Annotated in this window: 16 protein-coding genes; 3 read left to right on the top strand and 13 right to left on the bottom strand. The window is 71.8% G+C overall.

Going from position 1 to position 17,457, the window contains the following annotated elements:
* The first annotated feature begins 76 nt into the window (after window positions 1-76).
* Complete coding sequence (locus ACLQ2X_RS20465; RefSeq protein ID WP_425682661.1) at window positions 77-2,293, top strand: protein kinase domain-containing protein; 2,217 nt, start codon at window positions 77-79, stop codon at window positions 2,291-2,293.
* Between the two features lie 122 nt (window positions 2,294-2,415).
* Window positions 2,416-3,225, top strand: coding sequence for a metal-dependent hydrolase (locus ACLQ2X_RS20460; RefSeq protein WP_425682660.1), 810 nt, complete (start codon window positions 2,416-2,418; stop codon window positions 3,223-3,225).
* 9 nt (window positions 3,226-3,234) lie between these two features.
* Here ACLQ2X_RS20460 and ACLQ2X_RS20455 read toward each other — a convergent pair whose 3' ends face one another.
* The 9 genes from ACLQ2X_RS20455 to ACLQ2X_RS20415 all read right to left on the bottom strand — a co-directional run bounded on the left by ACLQ2X_RS20455 (window position 3,235) and on the right by ACLQ2X_RS20415 (window position 12,202).
* On the bottom strand, window positions 3,235-3,714 hold the full coding sequence (locus ACLQ2X_RS20455) for a hypothetical protein (RefSeq protein ID WP_425682659.1): 480 nt from the start codon (window positions 3,712-3,714) through the stop codon (window positions 3,235-3,237).
* Between the two features lie 64 nt (window positions 3,715-3,778).
* Window positions 3,779-4,495, bottom strand: a complete 717-nt coding sequence (locus tag ACLQ2X_RS20450) for a VOC family protein (RefSeq protein WP_425682658.1) — start codon at window positions 4,493-4,495, stop codon at window positions 3,779-3,781.
* Between the two features lie 107 nt (window positions 4,496-4,602).
* Entirely contained in the window at window positions 4,603-5,196 is a 594-nt protein-coding gene (locus tag ACLQ2X_RS20445) for a nucleotidyltransferase family protein (RefSeq protein ID WP_425682657.1), read from the bottom strand.
* Between the two features lie 140 nt (window positions 5,197-5,336).
* The gene (locus tag ACLQ2X_RS20440; protein WP_425682686.1) at window positions 5,337-7,004 is read right to left on the bottom strand and encodes a bifunctional 3'-5' exonuclease/DNA polymerase; all 1,668 of its coding nucleotides are present in this window, start codon (window positions 7,002-7,004) and stop codon (window positions 5,337-5,339) included.
* Window positions 7,005-7,138: 134 nt separating this feature from the next.
* Entirely contained in the window at window positions 7,139-8,098 is a 960-nt protein-coding gene (locus tag ACLQ2X_RS20435; RefSeq protein WP_425682656.1) for a carbohydrate ABC transporter permease, read from the bottom strand.
* Window positions 8,099-8,111: 13 nt separating this feature from the next.
* Window positions 8,112-9,053: a carbohydrate ABC transporter permease gene (locus ACLQ2X_RS20430; protein WP_425682655.1), complete on the bottom strand. Its 942-nt coding sequence runs from the start codon at window positions 9,051-9,053 to the stop codon at window positions 8,112-8,114.
* Between the two features lie 21 nt (window positions 9,054-9,074).
* Window positions 9,075-10,487: an N-acetylglucosamine/diacetylchitobiose ABC transporter substrate-binding protein gene (gene ngcE / locus ACLQ2X_RS20425; protein ID WP_425682654.1), complete on the bottom strand. Its 1,413-nt coding sequence runs from the start codon at window positions 10,485-10,487 to the stop codon at window positions 9,075-9,077.
* 24 nt (window positions 10,488-10,511) lie between these two features.
* Complete coding sequence (locus ACLQ2X_RS20420; RefSeq protein ID WP_425682653.1) at window positions 10,512-11,261, bottom strand: sugar isomerase domain-containing protein; 750 nt, start codon at window positions 11,259-11,261, stop codon at window positions 10,512-10,514.
* Window positions 11,258-12,202, bottom strand: a complete 945-nt coding sequence (locus ACLQ2X_RS20415) for a MurR/RpiR family transcriptional regulator (RefSeq protein WP_425682652.1) — start codon at window positions 12,200-12,202, stop codon at window positions 11,258-11,260. Before ACLQ2X_RS20415 ends, ACLQ2X_RS20420 begins: the two co-directional genes overlap by 4 nt.
* Window positions 12,203-12,360: 158 nt before the next feature.
* Between ACLQ2X_RS20415 and ACLQ2X_RS20410 the strand changes: the two genes are divergently transcribed.
* The gene (locus ACLQ2X_RS20410) at window positions 12,361-13,350 is read left to right on the top strand and encodes an N-acetylglucosamine kinase (RefSeq protein ID WP_425682651.1); all 990 of its coding nucleotides are present in this window, start codon (window positions 12,361-12,363) and stop codon (window positions 13,348-13,350) included.
* 158 nt (window positions 13,351-13,508) lie between these two features.
* On the opposite strand, the gene ACLQ2X_RS20405 is transcribed toward ACLQ2X_RS20410, so the two are convergent.
* The 4 genes from ACLQ2X_RS20405 to ngcE (ACLQ2X_RS20390) all read right to left on the bottom strand — a co-directional run bounded on the left by ACLQ2X_RS20405 (window position 13,509) and on the right by ngcE (ACLQ2X_RS20390) (window position 17,407).
* Window positions 13,509-14,096 carry a hypothetical protein gene (locus ACLQ2X_RS20405; RefSeq protein WP_425682650.1) on the bottom strand — a complete coding sequence of 196 codons (588 nt, stop codon included), beginning with the start codon at window positions 14,094-14,096 and terminating at the stop codon, window positions 13,509-13,511.
* Window positions 14,097-14,181: 85 nt separating this feature from the next.
* Entirely contained in the window at window positions 14,182-15,087 is a 906-nt protein-coding gene (locus ACLQ2X_RS20400; RefSeq protein ID WP_425682649.1) for a carbohydrate ABC transporter permease, read from the bottom strand.
* The gene (locus ACLQ2X_RS20395; protein WP_425682648.1) at window positions 15,084-15,992 is read right to left on the bottom strand and encodes a carbohydrate ABC transporter permease; all 909 of its coding nucleotides are present in this window, start codon (window positions 15,990-15,992) and stop codon (window positions 15,084-15,086) included. The genes ACLQ2X_RS20400 and ACLQ2X_RS20395 overlap by 4 nt, the downstream gene beginning before the upstream one ends.
* A complete protein-coding gene (ngcE, locus tag ACLQ2X_RS20390; RefSeq protein WP_425682647.1) occupies window positions 15,992-17,407 on the bottom strand; it encodes an N-acetylglucosamine/diacetylchitobiose ABC transporter substrate-binding protein in 1,416 nt (471 codons plus the stop codon). Before ngcE (ACLQ2X_RS20390) ends, ACLQ2X_RS20395 begins: the two co-directional genes overlap by 1 nt.
* Window positions 17,408-17,457: the final 50 nt, after the last annotated feature.

The raw sequence follows: 17,457 nt of genomic DNA, 5'->3' as shown, positions 1-17,457 counted from the left end.
ACTGACGCACAGCCGAGCGATAGGTACCGTCCGATCCGGTGGTTATTGTGGACCACGACCAGCGGTGAGGAGTGCGGTGCGTGAAGTAGTGATCGCCGGCCGGTACCGCCTGCTCGAATTGGTCGGTCGCGGCGGAATGGGCCAGGTCTGGCGGGCGCGCGACGAGGAGTTGCAGCGCGAGGTGGCGGTGAAGCAGGTCGTGCCGCCGAACTGGCTCGCGGAGAGCGACCGCGACGAATTGCGCGCCCGGTCGCTGCGCGAGGCGCGGACGGCGGCGCGGCTCAACCACCCCAATGTCGTCCGCGTCTACGACGTGGTCCGGGTCCAGGGCGAGCCGTGGCTGATCATGGAGTACGTCCCGTCCCGCTCGCTGCAGGAGATCATCGAGTCGGACGGGCCGCTGGCGCCGCGCCGGGCCGCCGAGATCGGGCTGGCGGTGCTCGCCGGGCTGCGCGCCGCACACGACGCCGGGGTGCTGCACCGGGACGTGAAGCCCGGCAACGTGCTGCTGGCCCGGGACGGCCGGGTGCTGCTCACCGACTTCGGGCTCGCCGTGTTCGAGGGCGGCGACGGCGCCATGACCCGCCCCGGCCTGGTCCTCGGCTCCCCCCAGTACGTGGCCCCGGAGCGCGCCGCCGACGGTGTGTCCAGCGTCGAGGCGGACATGTGGTCGCTGGGCGCGACGTTGCACGCCGCGGTGGAGGGGCGTTCGCCGTACGCCCGCAGCACCGCGATGGCGACCCTGGCCGCGCTGGCGACCCGGCCACCGGACCCGGCACCGCACGCCGGCCCGCTCGCTCCGGTGCTGGTCGGGCTGCTGCGCCGGGACCCGCGTAACCGGCTCGGCCACGACCACACCGCACGACTGCTCACCGCCGCCGTCACACCCGAGGCCCGCCCGCCCGCCCGGGCGGCAGCCGCACCGCACCCGCCGGTGCCGTCCACGGCCACCCCGCCCGACCGTCCACCCGCCGCCCGACCTCCGACGACCACGGCCGGGCCGAAGGCCGCGGGGACCGACCGACCCGCGGCCGCGCCCGAGCGCCCCGCCGACCGGACCGGCGAGCCCTCCGACGGCGACGACGCGGTCCGGCCCGGACCGGGCGTCACCTACCCGACGTTGATGCCACCGGCGGCCGCCGCCCGGGCGTGGAGTCGGGCGGCGAAGCGCAGCGAGTGGGCGCCACCGGTCGAGGACGACAACGATCCGCCGTCGGGCCGCAGCGACCCGGCGGAGCGGCGCGCCGACGAGTCGGAGCCGGCGGAGGCCGAACCGGCGCCCCGGCCCGCCCCGGCCGTCCCGGACCGTCCCACCCCGATCAGCCTGGGTCCCACGGTCCTCACCAGTTTCGTCGACGGGGGCAGCCCGAACCGCCCCGACAGCTCCGCCGCCCGCGCCGACACGATCAGCCCGGTGCACACCATCGGGCCGGGGTCGGCACCGGTCTCCCGCCCGGCCCCGGTCACCCACAGCGGCGCGCTCGACAGCGGCGCGGTGCGGGGCGGCCTGCCCCGGGTCGGCACCACCTATCACGGCGGGTCCGGCACCGCCCGCGGGCCGGACGACGACCGGTTGGTCGACGGCAGGACGCTGCGCCGTTGGGGGCTGGCCGTGGGCGCCACGCTGCTGGCCGTGGTGGTGGGGGTCGGTACCGCCCTGGCCGTCACCGACAGCCACGACGAGGGGTTGCCCGGCTCGGTCACGCCCAGCGAGACACCCCGGGCGACCGGGCCGCAGGTGCCCGCCGGTCCGGGTGTGCTGTCCCCACCGTTCCCCTGTGTCGGGCCCGACGTGACGGGCACGCCGGTACGCAGGGGTCCACGGCCGGCCGACCCCGCGGTGAACGTGCCCCCCGGTTGGGTGTGGCCGGCCGACACCGGCGGCTTCCGGATCGCCCTGCCCACCGGTTGGCTCCGACTGCGCCTCGGCGACACCACCTGTTTCCAGGACCCGATCACCCGCAGGATTCTCGGGGTGGAGCCGTACCTGGACCTGGGCGGGGATCCGGTGGGCCAGCTGCGTTCGTCCGAGCGGGACCTCACCTCGGCCGGGCGCCTGCCCGAGTACGAGAAGATCCGGCTGTCCACCGACGGAAACGGCGCGCGGTGGGAGTGCCGCTGGACCGACCCGAACGGGGAGCGGATGCGCGCGGTGCGGGTGCTGCCCGGCGAGCAGGCCGGTTGGACGCTGGGCTGGACCACCACCGACGCCGACTGGGCCGACGCCGCGGACCAGTTCGCCCTGATCCGGGCGAGCCTCACCACGGTCCGCCCGACCCGCACGGCAGGCTGAGGCCGGGCGTCCCGCCGGATGTCCCTCCCGGGTGGACCGTCCGGTGGTGCCCGCCGTCGTCCGGGCTGACTACAGTGGCGTAGTTTGTCGACCAAGATCTTTCGGGGGGAGGGCGAGCCGAGATGATGGGACCGTCCCACGCGCTGTCCGGCGCGGCGGTGTGGCTGACCGGCTCCTGGGCGCTGGACCAGTTCGCCGACTACCACCAGACACCGTTGGCGTTGGCCGTGGGCACCGCGGTCTGCGCCGGCGGGGCGCTCTTTCCCGACCTCGACCTGTCCGGCAAGGTCACCCGCAACCAGGGCGGCGCCACCGTGGCCCGCACGTTCGGCGTGTTCAGCCTCTTCGTGGCCGAGGTGGTGGAGAAGATCTCCCTCGGCGTCTACTACGCCACCAAGCTGAGCAAGGACCCGCGCCGCAACAACGGCCACCGCACGCTTACCCACACCATCCCGTTCACCGTCCTGGTCGGGTGGGGCACCACCGCGCTCTGCGCCCGCTACGGCAAGTGGGCGGTGGTCGGCATCCTGTTCTTCATGATCGGCCTGGCGCTGCGCGGGTTGTTCGACGAGTGGGCCGAACGCGCCGGCTGGGTGGTGATCACGCTGGTGTCGGCCGCCGCGGCCTGGTTCACCTTCGCGAACCTGCCCGGCGACCGGGGCTATCCGATGATCGGCCTCGCCGTCGGGGTGGGCTGTTTCGTGCACATCCTCGGCGACATGATCACCCGGGCCGGCGTGCCGGTCCTCTGGCCCATCCCGATCAGACGGCGGATGTGGACCATGGTCGGACTACCCAACGGCATCGCACTGCGCACCGGCAGCAAGGCCGAAACGGTCGTGCTGCGTACCGCGCTGACCGTGCTCGCGGTCCTCGCCACGCTGGGACTGGTCGCCCCGTCGGTGCTGCAACGCTTCGACATCCAGGTCTGACCGGCCACATCACCGCGCCGGCGCACCGACCGCCCGGCGGCGGGCCACCCGGCCGGCGAACCAGCCGATGCCACCGGCGGTGAGGGCGTACACGATGGTCGGTGGCAGGGCCAGCAGCGCACCACCGGACACCACGAGCGGGAACCACTCGCCGGGCGCCCCGACGGCGGTGACGCCCAGGGCGGTGTAACCGGCAGCCAGGACGACCGCGACGACCCCGGCGAGGGCCACACCCGCCGCAGCGGTCCCCCGCCGCCGGCCCACGACCTCGCCGACGGCCACCGCCGGCGCGAACAGCAGCGGCACCGCCACCACCCCGCACACCGCCGCCGCCAGCACGAGCAACGGACCGGCCAACGGCCCGCCCGGGTCAGCGCCGGTGACCAGCGCGTACGCCAGGAGCACCAGGTAGCCGACGACGACCTCGGCGACGAACAGGAGCCAGGCGGCGGCCATCCCCGCCAGGTGCCGGACCACTGTGACACCCATGCGGTCCACCCTCCCCTCCGGTCGCGCCCCGGGTCGTCGGACACGGACGCGGTGCCCGGCGGGGCTACCGGGGCGTCAGGACGCAGAACTCGGTGCCGTCAGGGTCGGCGAGAACCACGTCGTCGTCATTGTGCCGACCGACGCCGACGCGCGTCGCCCCGAGTGCCAGCAACCGGTCGATCTCGGCCTCCCGGTCACCGCTCGGCATCAGGTCGAGGTGGATGCGGTCCCGGCCGTCGCTCGGCATCAGCGGCGGGCCGCTCCAGGTGACCTTCGCGCCGCCGCGCGGCGACTGGATCGCGGTCTCCTGGTCCTGGTCCCAGACCAGCGGCCAGCCCAGCGCCTCGCTCCAGAAGTATCCGACCGCCTGCGTACCGTCGCAGTTCACCGCGCCCACCGCGCCGCAGCCGGCGAGGAACCTGTTGCCCGCCTCGACGACGCAGAACTCGTTGCCCTCCGGGTCGGCGAGCACCACGTGCCCCTCGTCGCCCCGCTGGCCGACGTCGGCGTGCCGCCCGCCCAACCCCACCGCCCGGGCCACCGTGTCCCGTTGGGCCTGCGGCGACGCGCTCGTGATATCGAAGTGGATCCGGTTCTGGCCGACCTTCGGCTCCCGGGTCGGCCGGAAGCGGATGCGGAACCCGCTGTCGGTGTCGGGCCCCAGCACCACGCCGTCGCGCGGGTCGTCGACGACCTCCCGGCCCAGCACCCCGGCCCAGAACCGGGCGAGCCGCAGCGGCTCCGCCGCGTCGAGACTGACCGCGAACAAAGTAATCGTCATCGCCCGATCTCCGATCCGCCGCCCGGCGGGCGCCCACGGCTGGAGCGTAGAGCGCAACCGGGCCCACCCGCAGCCGAATATGCGGGCGGTCGCAGGTGCGCTGCGCCTCAGGCGCCGACGCGCTGCTCGGGAATGGACAGGCCGTAGAGCGCCATCAGCTCCGGGCTGTCGATCCGGCTGCCGTCGGCCACCGAGTCGCAGGCTATGTCGACGATCTGGTCCTTGTGCGCCAGCAGGTAGGGCCGCGCCCCCACGTCGGCGCTCGCCAGCGTCGCGATGCCCGACCAGTGCCGGCGACCGAAGAGCATCGGGTAGCCGCGCAGCCCGTCGTAGGTCGCGCAGACCAGTACGTCCGGGTAGGGCAACGCGGTCACCCGGCGCACCGCCACCGCGGTGAGCCCGGGCATGTCCACCGGCACCACGACGACCGCCTCGATGTCGTCGTCGGTGAGCGCGGCGAGCCCGGCCCGGATGGAGGAACCCACCCCGGTGCCCCAGGCCCGGTTGACCACCACGGTGGCGCCGGTCAGGTCGGTCGTCTGCCGCACCTGCTCCGCGGCCGCGCCCAGGACCACCACCACCTGTGCGCAGCCCGCCTCGGTCATCGTGTCGACAAGCTGGCTGACCAGGGACCTCTCCCCCTGGTGCAGCAGCGCCTCGGGCCCGCCGATGCGACGGCCGCCACCAGCGGCGATGATCATTGCAGCGATCCGGTTCAGCGGTGCCCCCTCGATCCGGGGACGGAGCAGGCACAGCCGCCCGGTCCGTCCCGCCGTACGCACACCGGGCCCAACGAGCGCGACCGGGGGCGGGTAGCGGGGCAAAAGGGAAAATTGCCTAACTATGCCGCGTCCGCGTAGCACTCCACCGTGGACAGGTCGAGCGGGAACCGCACCGGAGTGTCGCCGAACAGCAGCCGGGTCGCCCGCTCGCCGGCGGCGGACACCGCCTCGGCGACCGCGCCCGCCTGCCCGGCCGGGCAGTGCACCACCACCTCGTCGTGCTGGAAGAAGACCAGTTCCACGCCGGTGCCGGCCAGCTCGGTGCGCAGCGTCGCCAGCAGGGTGGACGCCCACTCGGCGGCGGTGGCCTGGATGACGAAGTTGCGGGTGAAACGACCCCGCGAGCGGGCCGCCCGCGCCGATGGGCTCTGCGGATCCACCTCGCCGTCCGGCCCCGCCTCGCCCCCGTCGGCGAACCCCACCGCACCGGCCGGGCAGGTGCGCCCCAGCCAGGAGCGGACCAACCCGCCGGCCTCGCCGGTGCGGGCCGCCGCCTCGACGTAGCCGAACGCGGTCGGGTAGTTCTTCCGCAGCACCGCCAGCGCCGGCACCGCCGCCCCGCCGGTCTGCCCGTACATCGCCCCGAGCAGGGCCACCTTCGCGCGAGCCCGGTCACCGGCGAAGGCGTCCCGGGCCAGCGCGGCGTACAGGTCCCCGGCGCCGCCGGCCGCGGCCAACCGCCCGTCGCCGGAGACCGCCGCGAGCACCCGCGGCTCGAGCTGACCGGCATCGGCCACCACGAACGTCCAACCCGGGTCCGCCACCACGGCCTGCCGGATCACCTTCGGGATCTGCAACGCCCCGCCGCCCCGGGTCGCCCACCGGCCGGAGACCACGCCGCCGGGCACGTACTCCGGGTGGAACCGGCCGCCGGAGACCCAGGCATCCCGCCACGCCCAGCCGTGCGCCGTCCAGATCCGGTAGAGCTCCTTGTATTCCAGCACCAGCGGCACCGCCGGATGCTCCACCCCGCGCAGCACCCACGCCCGGGTGTTCGGCAGCTCCACCCCCGCCCGGGCGAACGCCCGCAGCAGCTCGGCGGGCGAGTCCGCGTGCAACTGGCGTACGCCGAACGCAGCGGCGATCCGAGCCTGCAACTCGGCCAGCCGGCGGGGCGGTCCACCCACCGGGGACGCCTCGCCGAGCAACTCGGCCAGGATCGCGTCGTGCACGTCGACGCGCCACGGGAGCCCGGCCGCGCCCATCTCGGCGGCCACCAGCGCGCCCGCCGACTCGGCGGCCACCAACAGCCGGAACCGGCCGGGGTGGGCGGTGGCGGCGACCCGGGCGAGCTGGTCGGCGTACACCCCGGCCAAGGCCGTGATGCCCGGACCGGGCGGGCCGGACGGCGGCTCGAACAGCGCGGCCTGGGCATGGCCCGGCGGCTCCGGCGGACGGGGTGCCGGGTCCGGCGGGACCGGCGCGCCGGTCAGCCGGGCCCAGGCGGCGGGCAACCCGCGCGGCTCGCCCCACCGGCCGGCGTGCCCGAGCAGCAGCGCCTCGGTCAGTTCGACGTCGTGGCAGCGGTCGAGCCGCACCCCGGCGCGCAGCAGCGCCGGGTAGACGCCCGCGCCGTTGGCCCACACCCAGCGGGGCCGGTCGGCCGACTCGCGGGCGGCGACCGCGGCGGCCAGGTCGGCCACCTCCTCGGCCGGACCGGCCGGGCGGCCGTCGGCGTGCAGCGGTTGCAGCACACCGCCGCCCCGCTCGTCCGCCACCACCGCCATCGGCACGACCGTGATTCTGCCCCGACCCACCGACACCCCGGGTGCAGGGAAGGGCCCCTTGTTAACGCGCGATGCTCCGCGTGCGTTAACAAGGGGCCCTTCCTCTACCGCAGACGTTAAGAGGGGGCCCTTCCTTACTTGCCGACGCCGGCGGTGAGGCCGGACTGCACCTGGCGCTGGAAGACGACGTACACGATCAGCACCGGCAGCATCGCCATGGTGACGCCGGCGAACAGACCGGACCAGTCCGACTTGTAGCCCTGGTTGACCGACAACTCGATCAGCCCCTGGGCGATCACCTGGTTCTTCGGCTCGCCGGAGACCGACTGCATGAGCAGCGTCGGCAGGTACCACTGGTTCCACTGACCGAGCACGTTGAAGATGCCGATGCTGATCAGGCCCGGCTTGGCCATCGGCAGCATCACGCTGAAGAACGTGCGGGTGTGCGACGCCCCGTCCACCTGTGCCGCCTCGGCGATCGAGTCGGGCAGCGTCCGGAAGAACGAGTGCATGAAGAAGATCGTGAACGACAGCGACCAGGACACATAGACCAATATCAGCATGAGGTGCTTGTTCGGGCCGAGCAGCGGCAGGCTGACGCCGGTGTTGTAGACGCCCTTGAACAGCGGCACCGCGGCCAGGTAGATCGGCAGCGTCAGCCCGGACAGGAACATCCAGTAGATCAGCCGGTTCCCGCGGAACTCGTACCGCGCCAGGGCGTACGCGGCCATCGAGCCGAGCAGCATCGTCAGCGTCACGCTGAACACCAGCACCAGCAACGTGTTGAGGAAGAAACTGTCGATCCCGGCGGTCCAGGCCCGGGCGAAGTTGTCCCACTGCAACGCGTCGGGGATCAGCGACAGGGGCTCGCGGATCACCTCCGAGTCGGTCTTGAGCGCCGACATCACCACCCACAGCAGCGGGTAGACCACCATGATCGCCCAGACCGCGAGGAACAGGTGCGAGAAGCCGTTGAAGATCCGGCCGCCGACGCCGTTGCCGCCGGCGTCCTTCGTCGGTCGGCGCGTCGACGGGTCGCGCGGCGGCGGCGCGTCGGGCCGGGCCGGGCCGGAGGGGTGGGTCACCGTGCTCATCGTCCAGGCCTCCTCAGTACTCGATCCGCTCACGGCGGGTGATCCTCAGCTGGAGGGCGGCCAGCAGGATGGTGAAGATGGCCAGCGCCACGGCGATCGCGCAGGCGTAGCCGAACTGGCCCTTCTGGAACGCGTTGAACTGGATCACCGAGGCGAAGATCTCGCTGGCGTGGTTCGGCCCGCCCTGGCTGGGTGTCATGACGAACACCAGCGCGTACATGTCCAGCGCGATGAAGCCCAGGTACACCCAGGCGACCGAGATGCTGTCCCGCAGCAGCGGCAGGGTCACCCGGAAGAACGTGTGGAACCGGCCCGCGCCGTCGAGGACGGCGGCCTCGTAGATGTCCTTCGGGATCGACTGCATGGCGGCGGAGAACAGCACCATGTAGAAGCCGGCGCCGCTCCACACCGCGATGAACAGCAGCCACCACAGCACCGCCGGCACGCCGAGGAACGGCTCCGGGTCGGCGGTGAAGGCGATCGGGTTGTCCGCGTCGACCAACCCGATCTTGATGAGCAGGCCGTTGATCAGGCCCTGCCCGTCGGTGCGGTAGATCTGCTGCCACATCACGGCGATGACCACGAGCGACAGCACCTGCGGGAAGAAGAAGATCACCTTGTAGATCCCGGAGCCGAACACCCCGCGGATGCCGGCCCTGTCCTCGCGTCCGCCCACGTTGAGCAGGAACGCGAGGAGCAGGGCCAGCGCGATCGTGAACAGCGGCACGGTGACCAGGAAGAACACGTTGTGCCAGAACGCCTTGCGGATCAACTCGTCGGCGAACAGCCGGACGTAGTTGTCCAGCCCGACGAACCGCTGGGAATCGGAGTACCCGCCCCAGTCGGTCAGCGAGTATCCCGCCGCCTGGGCGAACGGCCACACCACGTAGAACAGGTACAGCGCGACCGGCAGGGCCAGGAAGCCCGTGACGAAACGCGCGACTCCGTGCCGCATTGGACTCACTTCCTCGCAGGGTCAGGCGGTGCGGGTCTGCTTCTTGACCGACGAGTCCTTGGCGACCTTGTCGGCCGCGGCCTGCATCTTGTCCACGAACTGCCGGGCGGTCAGCCGACCGGCCATCAACTCCTCGGCGAGGTTCTGGCTCTCCTTGTCCAGGTCGGCGTAGAAGTCCGGGAACTTCACCGAGATCAGGTCCGTGCTGCCGCTCTTCATCAGCGTGTTGGCCGAGGCCAGCGCGGTGTCCTGGACGTTGTCGCCGGAGCCCTTGGTGGAGGCCAGCGACTTGGTCAGCTCGGCGAACTTCGCCGAGCCGGCCTTGGACAGGATGGCCCGCAGGAACTCCTTCGCGGCCTCCTTGTTCGGCGCCTTGCTCGGCACCACGAAACCCTCGCCGGAGGAGGCGAAGACGTCCTTGGCCGCCTTGTCCCCGCTCTTGCTCCAGTAGTCGGACAGGGTCAGCTCGAAGCCCGGCGGGATGGTCGCGGCCATCTCGTTCTTCAGCCAGGTGCCGACCTGGATGAAGGCCGCCTTGCCGTCCAGGAACGCCTGCTGCGACTGGGTGTGGTCGAGCTTGCCGGGCAGCAGCAGCCGGTCCTTGACCAGCTTTTCCCACGGCTCCAGCGCGGCGACGACGCCGTCGGCCTTCCAGGCGCCGTCCTTCAGGTTGTCGATGTCCACGACGGCCTGCTTGCCGGCCGCCTTCCAGATGCTGGCGAACAACGCCCAGCGCGGGTAGTAGCCGTGCACCGCGTCGTGCACGTACGGGGCCATGCCCTTGGCCTTGATCTTCGGTGCGAGGGCGAAGAACTCGTCCCAGGTGGTCGGTGCCGTCCAGCCCTCCTTCTTGAACAGCGCCGCGTTGTACCAGTTGCCCCAGACCGTGTAGGCGACGTTCACCACGTAGAACTTGCCGTTCTGCGTACCGTCGGCGACGGTGCCGGGCAGCAGGCTGTCGGCCACCGTGCCCGAGCCGTCCCAGGCCGGGGCGGTGAGCAGGTCGTCGAGCGGCTCGATGGCGCCCTCGTTGATGAGCGTGCTGCGGTCCATCATGTCGGCGCCCGAGTTCATCACCAGGTCACTCGGCTGCGTCGCCATCTTGGGCTGCTCTTCGGTCTTGATCTTCTGGGTGGAAGACATGTTGACCGTGATCTTCGGGTGCTTGGCGTTGAAGATGACCTTGTCTTCCTTGGCCCACTGGTCGCCCAGCCCGCCGTTGAAGACGACCACCTTGACCGCGCTGCCGTCCTTGACGCCGAAGGGGTTGTCATTGCTCTTTGCCGCGCCGCCGCCGTCGGACTTGCTCGGCTCGCTGCCTGCGCACGCGCTCAGCAGACCGACCGCCGGGGTGGCCAGCAGACCGGCCGCGGCGGCGCGCCGCAGCAGGGTCCGGCGACTGACGTCGCCGAACTTCTCGGGAGTAACCGACATCTTGTCTCTCCTTGTGGTGTCGGGTCAGGCGGTGCGCCGGAGACGCCCGGCGTACCGCGACTCGAGGGCGAGGTTGTGCTCGTCCCCACCGGGGACGTTGGCGGAGAGGTAGACAGGGGGCACCTCTCCAGCCTGGTGGAACCGTCGTACGACCTCCGCGGTCAGTAACTGCGCCAGCAGCGCGGTGGTGACCGAGGAGACCGCACAGACCGCGCCGCCGCCCTCGAGCGGCAGCAGTGCGTCGCCGTACGGCGCGCCGTTGTCCAGCACGACGTCGGCGAGGTCGGCGAGCCGCCGCCCGGAGGGGTGCCGGGGAGCGACCCGGGTGGTGTGCTCGACCGAGGTGACCGCGATCAACGGGTGGCCGCCGCGGGTGACGAGCGTCGCCAGCTCGACCACCGAGCCGTTGATGCCGGACTGCGAGGCGAGCACGAACACGTCCCCGGGCTGCGGTGCGGCCAGGGCGTAGAGCTGGTGCGCCACGGTCGGGTCGCGTTCCAGCTTCGGGTCGGCGAGCAGGTCGCGGGGCGCGTCGCCGTGCAGCACGAGGTCGTGCAGGGAGAGTCGGTTGGTGGGGACCAGGCCGCCGGCGCGGGCCACCAGTTCGGCGGCGAACGCCTCGGAGTGGCCGGCGCCGAACGCCTGGAGCACGCCGCCGGCGCGCAGGCCGCCGGCGATCAGGTCGGCCGCCCGGTCCACCGCCGCCGCCTGGCTGTCCACCAGCCGGTCGAGCACCGGCCGGACCGCCTCGGCGTACCGCTGGGCACTGATCATATCGAGGTTTCCTTCGCGGCCTTGTGCCCGTCGACGGCCTGCGCGGTACGCCGGAAGGCCGCGTGGGCGCGGTCGTGGGTGCGTTGCGCCACCGCGATGTAGAGCAGGTCGAGCACCACGAGCTGGGGGTGTCGGGCGGAGAGCGCGTCGGGGCGGAAGGTGGTCGCCTGACTGGCGGTGACCAGCACGATGTCGGCCAGTTCGGCCAGCGGTGAGCGGGGGAAGCCGGTCAGCGCGACGGTGGTGGCTCCGCGGCTGCCGGCCTCGGCGAGCAGCTCGATCGTCTCGCGGGTCTGCCCGGTGTGCGAGATGCCGAGCGCGACGTCGCCGGCCCCGAGCAGCGCGGCGCTGGCCAGCCCTTCGTGCACGTCGCTCCAGGACCAGGCCGCCACGCCGATGCGGTGGAGGCTGAACTGCATCTCCTCGCCAACAAGCGCGCTGCCGCTGGCGCCGAAGATGTTCACCCGGCCGGCCCCGGCGATGGCCACCGCCGCCCGCTCCACCTCGTTCAGGTCGAGCAGCGCGGCGGTGTCGTGCATGGCTCGGGTGTCGGCGGCCATGATCTGGTCGAGCACCCGGGACAGCGGGTCACCGGGTTGGATCTCCCGTCCGATGTCGACGGTCCAGCCCGCGGAGCGGGCCCGACCGGTCTCCGCGGCGATGCCGAGCCGCAGGTCCGCGTAGCCCTCGAAGCCCATCGCCCGGCAGAAGCGGGTGATGGTCGCCGGTGAGGTGCCGCTGCGCTCGGCCAGTTCCACGATGGTGGCGCGGGCGGCGGCCTCCGGGTCGCTGAGCACGTGCTCGGCGACCCGTTGCAGCGCACCGGTGAGCTCCCCCGCGCCGATGCGGACCCGGGCCAGGACCCCGTCGACGCGCCGGTCGGCCGGAGTCGCATCGACCACCGCGGTTGCCGCGGGTGTGTCGATCTCGTGCTCGGCCATCGGCAAACACCTTTCGGAAAAGAGTGTTAACTGTTAGTGGTAAAAGTTCTTACTGAACCCCCCTCCGTGTCAAGGGCATGGGTGAAGTTTTCAAACCGTTACCTGACATCGGGCCGGGATCTTGCGCCCCGACCACGCGGCGGACGAGCATGAAAGCCATGTCGGACACCGTCGTGGTTGGCCTCGATGTCGGAGGTACGTCCACTCGCGCCGCGGCGGTCGACCTCGACGGCGTACGCCTGGGCACCGGCCACGCCGGCGGCGGCAACCCGACCAGCCACGGCGCGGAACGGGCCGCCGGCGAGCTGCTCACCGCCCTGCGCGCCGCGCTCGCCGAGGTGGACCCGACCCGGGTACGCGCGGGCGTCATCGGCCTCGCCGGGGCCGGACGCCTCCTGGCCGACCCTCGGGGCCGGGACGCGTTCGACCAGGCGTGGACCGCGGCGGGGCTACGGTGTCCGTACACCGTGCACGGCGACGCCCTGGTCGCCTACGCCTCCGGCACCGCCGCCCCGGACGGCACCGTGCTCATCGCCGGCACCGGCGCGATCGCCGCCCAGGTGCGCGACCTGCGCCTGGACCGCACCGCCGACGGACACGGCTGGCTGCTCGGCGACGCCGGCTCGGGATTCTGGCTCGGCCGCGAGGCGGTCCGCAGCCTGCTGACCGACCTGGACCGGGCGGTCGCGCCCGGTGCGCTGGCCCGGCAGGTGCTCGCCGAGCTGACCGGCTCGACCGAGGTGGCCGCCCGACCCCGGGCCACCGCCGCGGCCGTGGTGCAGGCGGTGACCCGCCGCCCGCCGGTGGACCTGGCCCGGCTCGCACCGCTCGTGGTCACGGCGGCCCGGCAGGGCGAGCCCGCCGCCGTCGCGCTCGTCACCGAAGCCGCCGCGCTGCTGGCGGAAAGCATCTGGAGGATCCGGCCGCCCGACGCGACCGACCCGGTGGTGCTCGGTGGTGGCCTGCTCACCGGCGACACCCCGCTGGCCGGCGCGGTACGCGCGGAACTGGCGGCCCGCTGGCCCGACGCCCCGCTGGCCGGGGCCGGGGACGGGGCCGCCGCGGCGGCCTGGCTCGCCGCCCGCGACCTGCCCGAGGTGATCGACCCGGCGGCGCTGCACGCCCGCCTGGTCCCGCCACCCACCTGACCCGGTCCGGCCGCCGTCGCACCGAGACCCGCCCGCGAGCCGCCTGCGGGACGCCCGCCCGCCGGGTGGAACGCCACGGGTCTCCTGACCCCGCTCTTGACACCCATGGCATTCCATCCACTGCCCGACTCCGGCGTGCGGGCCGGCGTTCAGGCCGATCAGTATCGGTCTTGTTGCCCCTGCTGAGTCGGGTGCCAGCCTTGCGGGGCCGGCTGGCCCTGCGGCGCGGCACCGTAGGGTGCGGCCTGGCCGGGGGCGGGCGGGAACGCGGGACCAGCCTGGCCGTGCCCCGCCGCCGGGTACGTGCCCGGCTGCTGCGGCCCGCCCGGGTGCTGCTGGCCGCCCGGGTGCTGCTGGCCAACCGGGTACTGCTGGCCAACCGGGTACTGCTGGCCACCGGGGAACTGCTGGCCACCGGGGAACGCGGGCCCGCCCGGGTGCTGCTGCGCACCCGGGAACGACGGCGCACCCGCGAACTGCTGCGCGCCGGCCTGCTCGCGTGCCCCCTTGCGCGCCTTCACCGCACGCACGATCAGCAGGATCGGCAGGATGAAGGCGTAGAAGAAGATCCGGTAGCTGTCGCCGTCGAAGAGGAACAGCAGGTAGAAGCCGTATCCGAAGAAGGCCACACCGGCGATGACGTTGAGGATCCGCGCGCCGGTCCCCTGCTCCTTGACGGCCACGCCGACCGCGATCATTGCGATGCCGCCGAGCAGCAGCAACAGCGTGTAGATGAGAAAGAACATGGCATTCCTGTCGATAGATGAGCGTGCCGGCCCACCCTAGAGCGATCCGGCCGTCCACACTGTCCCGTTGCCTGTGGCAACCGCCTCACTTGAGCTGCCCGGCGGTCAGGCCGGACTGGACCTGCCGCTGGAACGCCACGTACGCCACGAGCACCGGCAGCACTGCGATGGTCAGGCCGGCGAAGAGCTGGGCATAGTCGCCGGCGTAGCCCTGGCTCACCGTGAGCGAACTCAGCCCCTGAGCGAGCATCCGGTCCTGGCCGTCATCGGGGAGGAGGACCTGGGGCAGCAGGAACTGGTTCCAGTGGGTGAGGAAGTTGAAGATGGCGACGCTGATCAGTCCCGGACGGGCCATCGGCAGCATGACCCGGAAGAAGAGCCGGAAGTGCCCACACCCGTCGATCATCGCGGCCTCCGCCACCGAGGTCGGCAGCGTCCGGAAGAACGCGGTCAGGAAGAACACCGTGAACGGCAGCGAGTAGGCCGTGTAGACCAGGATCAACCCGGGCCAGGTGCCCAGCAGGCCGACGCTGCGCACCACGAAGAACAACGGCACCAGGGCCAGGAACACCGGGAACATCATGCCGCCGACGAACAGGTAGTAGACGACCTGCCGGCCGCGGAACTCGTAGCGCGCGAAGACGTACGCGGCGGTGGCGCCGAGGGCCATGGTCAGGCTCAGCGAGCCGGCCACCACCACGAGGCTGTTGGCGAAGAACCGACCGATGTGCGCGGTGGTCCAGGCGCGAGCCCAGTTGTCGAACCGCAGCGCTTCGGGCAGCCCCCACGGGTCGGCGATGATCTCGCCGCTGCTCTTCAGCGAACTGAGCACCATCCAGGCCAACGGCAGCACGGTCATCGCCGCCCAGAGCAGCAGGAAGCCGTGCGAGAAGACGTTCGCCACACCCAGTTCCCGGCGCGGTGGCCGGTCGGCCGGGCGGGTGGTGCGGGGCGGGTCGGCGGTCTCGGCGCCGGCGTCCACGGTGGTCACGAGTACTCGATCCGATCACGCCGGGCGGTGCGCAGCGCGAGCACCGCCACCGAGAGGGTCAGGAAGAACATCGCCACGCCGATCGCCGAGGCGTACCCGAACTTGTTCTCCGTGCCGAAGGAGGTGTCGTACATCCGCAGGCCGATCACGTCGGAGGAGGAGTTCGGTCCGCCGTTCGTCATGAGCTGCACCAGGATGAAGCCGTCCAGCGCCGCGATGGCCAGGTAGATCCAGGCCACCTGGATGGTGTCCCAGAGCAACGGGATGGTGATCTTCCAGAGCATCACGGCGCGGGACGCCCCGTCGAGCAGCACCGCCTCGTAGATGTCACGCGGGATGGCCTGCATGGCCGCGCCGAAGAGCACCACGTAGAAGCCGACGTTGCTCCACACCATCACGGCCAGCACGCACCAGAACGCGAACCGCGGGTCGCCGAGCCAGGCCGGGGTGGCCAGCCCGAAAGTGCGCAGCGCTCCGTTGAGCAGGCCGCTTGTCGGGCTGAACACCTGCTTCCACAGCAACGCGATGATCACCACGGAGAGCACCTGCGGGAAGAAGTAGACGAGCCGGTAGACCGAGGTGCCCCGCACCCCGGTCACCCCGGCTCGTCCCTTGCGGCCCCCCATGGCGAGCATGCTGGCGAAGAACAGGCCCAGCGTGATGGTCACCACCGGCACCACGACGAGCAGGATCGCATTGTTCTTCAGCGCGTTCCAGACGTACCCGTCGTCGAGAAGCGCGCGGAAGTTCGCCAGGCCGACCGGGTCGGCCTGCGCGGAGTAGCCCAGCCAGTCGGTGGTGGAGATCTGAAACGCCTGGAGGTACGGCGAGATGACGAAGATGCCGTACAACGCCAGTGGAGGCAGCAGGAACGTCAGGATCAGGGGGTAGCGACCCTGTCGCATCAGGCGGACCGCTTGTATTTCTTGACGGAGCTGTCCGCCGCGATCGAGTCGGCGCCCTTCTGGCACTGGGCGAGGAACTCGGCCGGCCCGATCCGGCCGCTGAAGAACTCGCCGCAGGCCGCGTCGACGAGGTTGCGCTCCAGCTTGCGGTAGTAGCTGTTGTAGACCCAGTTGAAGCCGTTGGAGCCGGACGCGTCCAGCGCCTTCGCCACCGTGGCGAGCCCGAACGGCAGGTCGATGCCCTCGGTGGCACCGGCGACGACGGGCAGGCTGGCGACCTTCTTGGTGAAGTCCTGGGCGCCCTTGCGGGAGAGCATGGTGCGGAAGTACTCCAACCCGCCGGCGACGTTCTTCGCCTTCGCCGGGACCATGAACGGCTCGCCCGCGGTGCCCCGGATCGCCTCGTACGGCAGCTTGTCGCCGCTGCCCAGGCTCGGCGTCGGCACGACGGTCATGTTGAACCCGGCCGGCGTGACGTCCTTCTGCTCGTTCTCCAGCCAGGAGCCGCAGGAGATGAACGCGGCCTTGCCCTGGCACCAGGCGGTCTGCGCCTGCTTGTGGTCCAGGCCCGGTGAGCCGGCGAGGATGAGCTTGTCCTTGACGATCTGGTGCCAGGCGTCGGCGGCGGTCTTCATGGCCTCGGAGGTCCAGGCGTTGGGCTCCAGGTTGTCGATGGCCAGCGCGACGGACGGCCCGCCCAGCTTGATCGCGGTGGAGATCACCGGCCAGCTCATGTAGCGCGGGTGCGCGCCCGGGTAGACCCAGGGGGCGATGCCGGCGGCCTTGATCCGGCGACAGAGCGCGATGTGCGCGTCCCAGGTCTTCGCGTTCTCCCAGCCACGGTCGGCGAAGAGCTTGGTGGAGTGCCAGATGCCGTACGCCGTGTAGGTGTAGTTGAGCACCAGGAACCGGCCGTCGTAGGAGCCGACCTCGACGGTGCCGGGCAGCAGTGTGTCCTTGACCGTCTTGCCGGGCGTGTCGAGGCTGGGCGCGGCGAGCAGCTCGCCGAGGTCGGCCAGCGCGTTCTGCGAGACCAGGCCGTTGAAGTCGATCTGGCCGGCGCCGGAGTTGTTGACCACGTCCGGCGGGGTGCCGTCGACGAAGCGGGGCTGGAGCGTCTTGCTGATCTCCGCGGTGGCCGAGTGCTTGATCGTTGCCTTCGGGTACTTCTCCTTGTACATGGCCTCGTGGGCCTTGGCGTAGTCCTCGCCGAAGCCGCCGTTGAAGATCACCACCTCCAGCGGTGCGTCCTCGGCGACCCCGAGCGGGTTCTGCTCGCTCTTGGTGCCCTTGTACGTCTCGGCGTCGCCCTTGTCGTCACCCCCGGAGGTGGCACAGCCGGCCAGCAGGCCGGCGGCGGGGGTGGCCAGCAGGCCGGCGGCGGCGCTGCGCTGGAGGATCTCACGCCTGTTCATCGCATCTCCTGGGTTCGGGTACGCACAGTGAGAATCTGTCGTTTGTCTTC

Origin of the sequence: Micromonospora sp. DT31 (genome assembly GCF_049841795.1) — a bacterium.
In the GTDB taxonomy this organism is placed as follows: Bacteria; Actinomycetota; Actinomycetes; order Mycobacteriales; family Micromonosporaceae; genus Micromonospora.
This window is presented reverse-complemented; position numbering and strand designations above follow the sequence as displayed.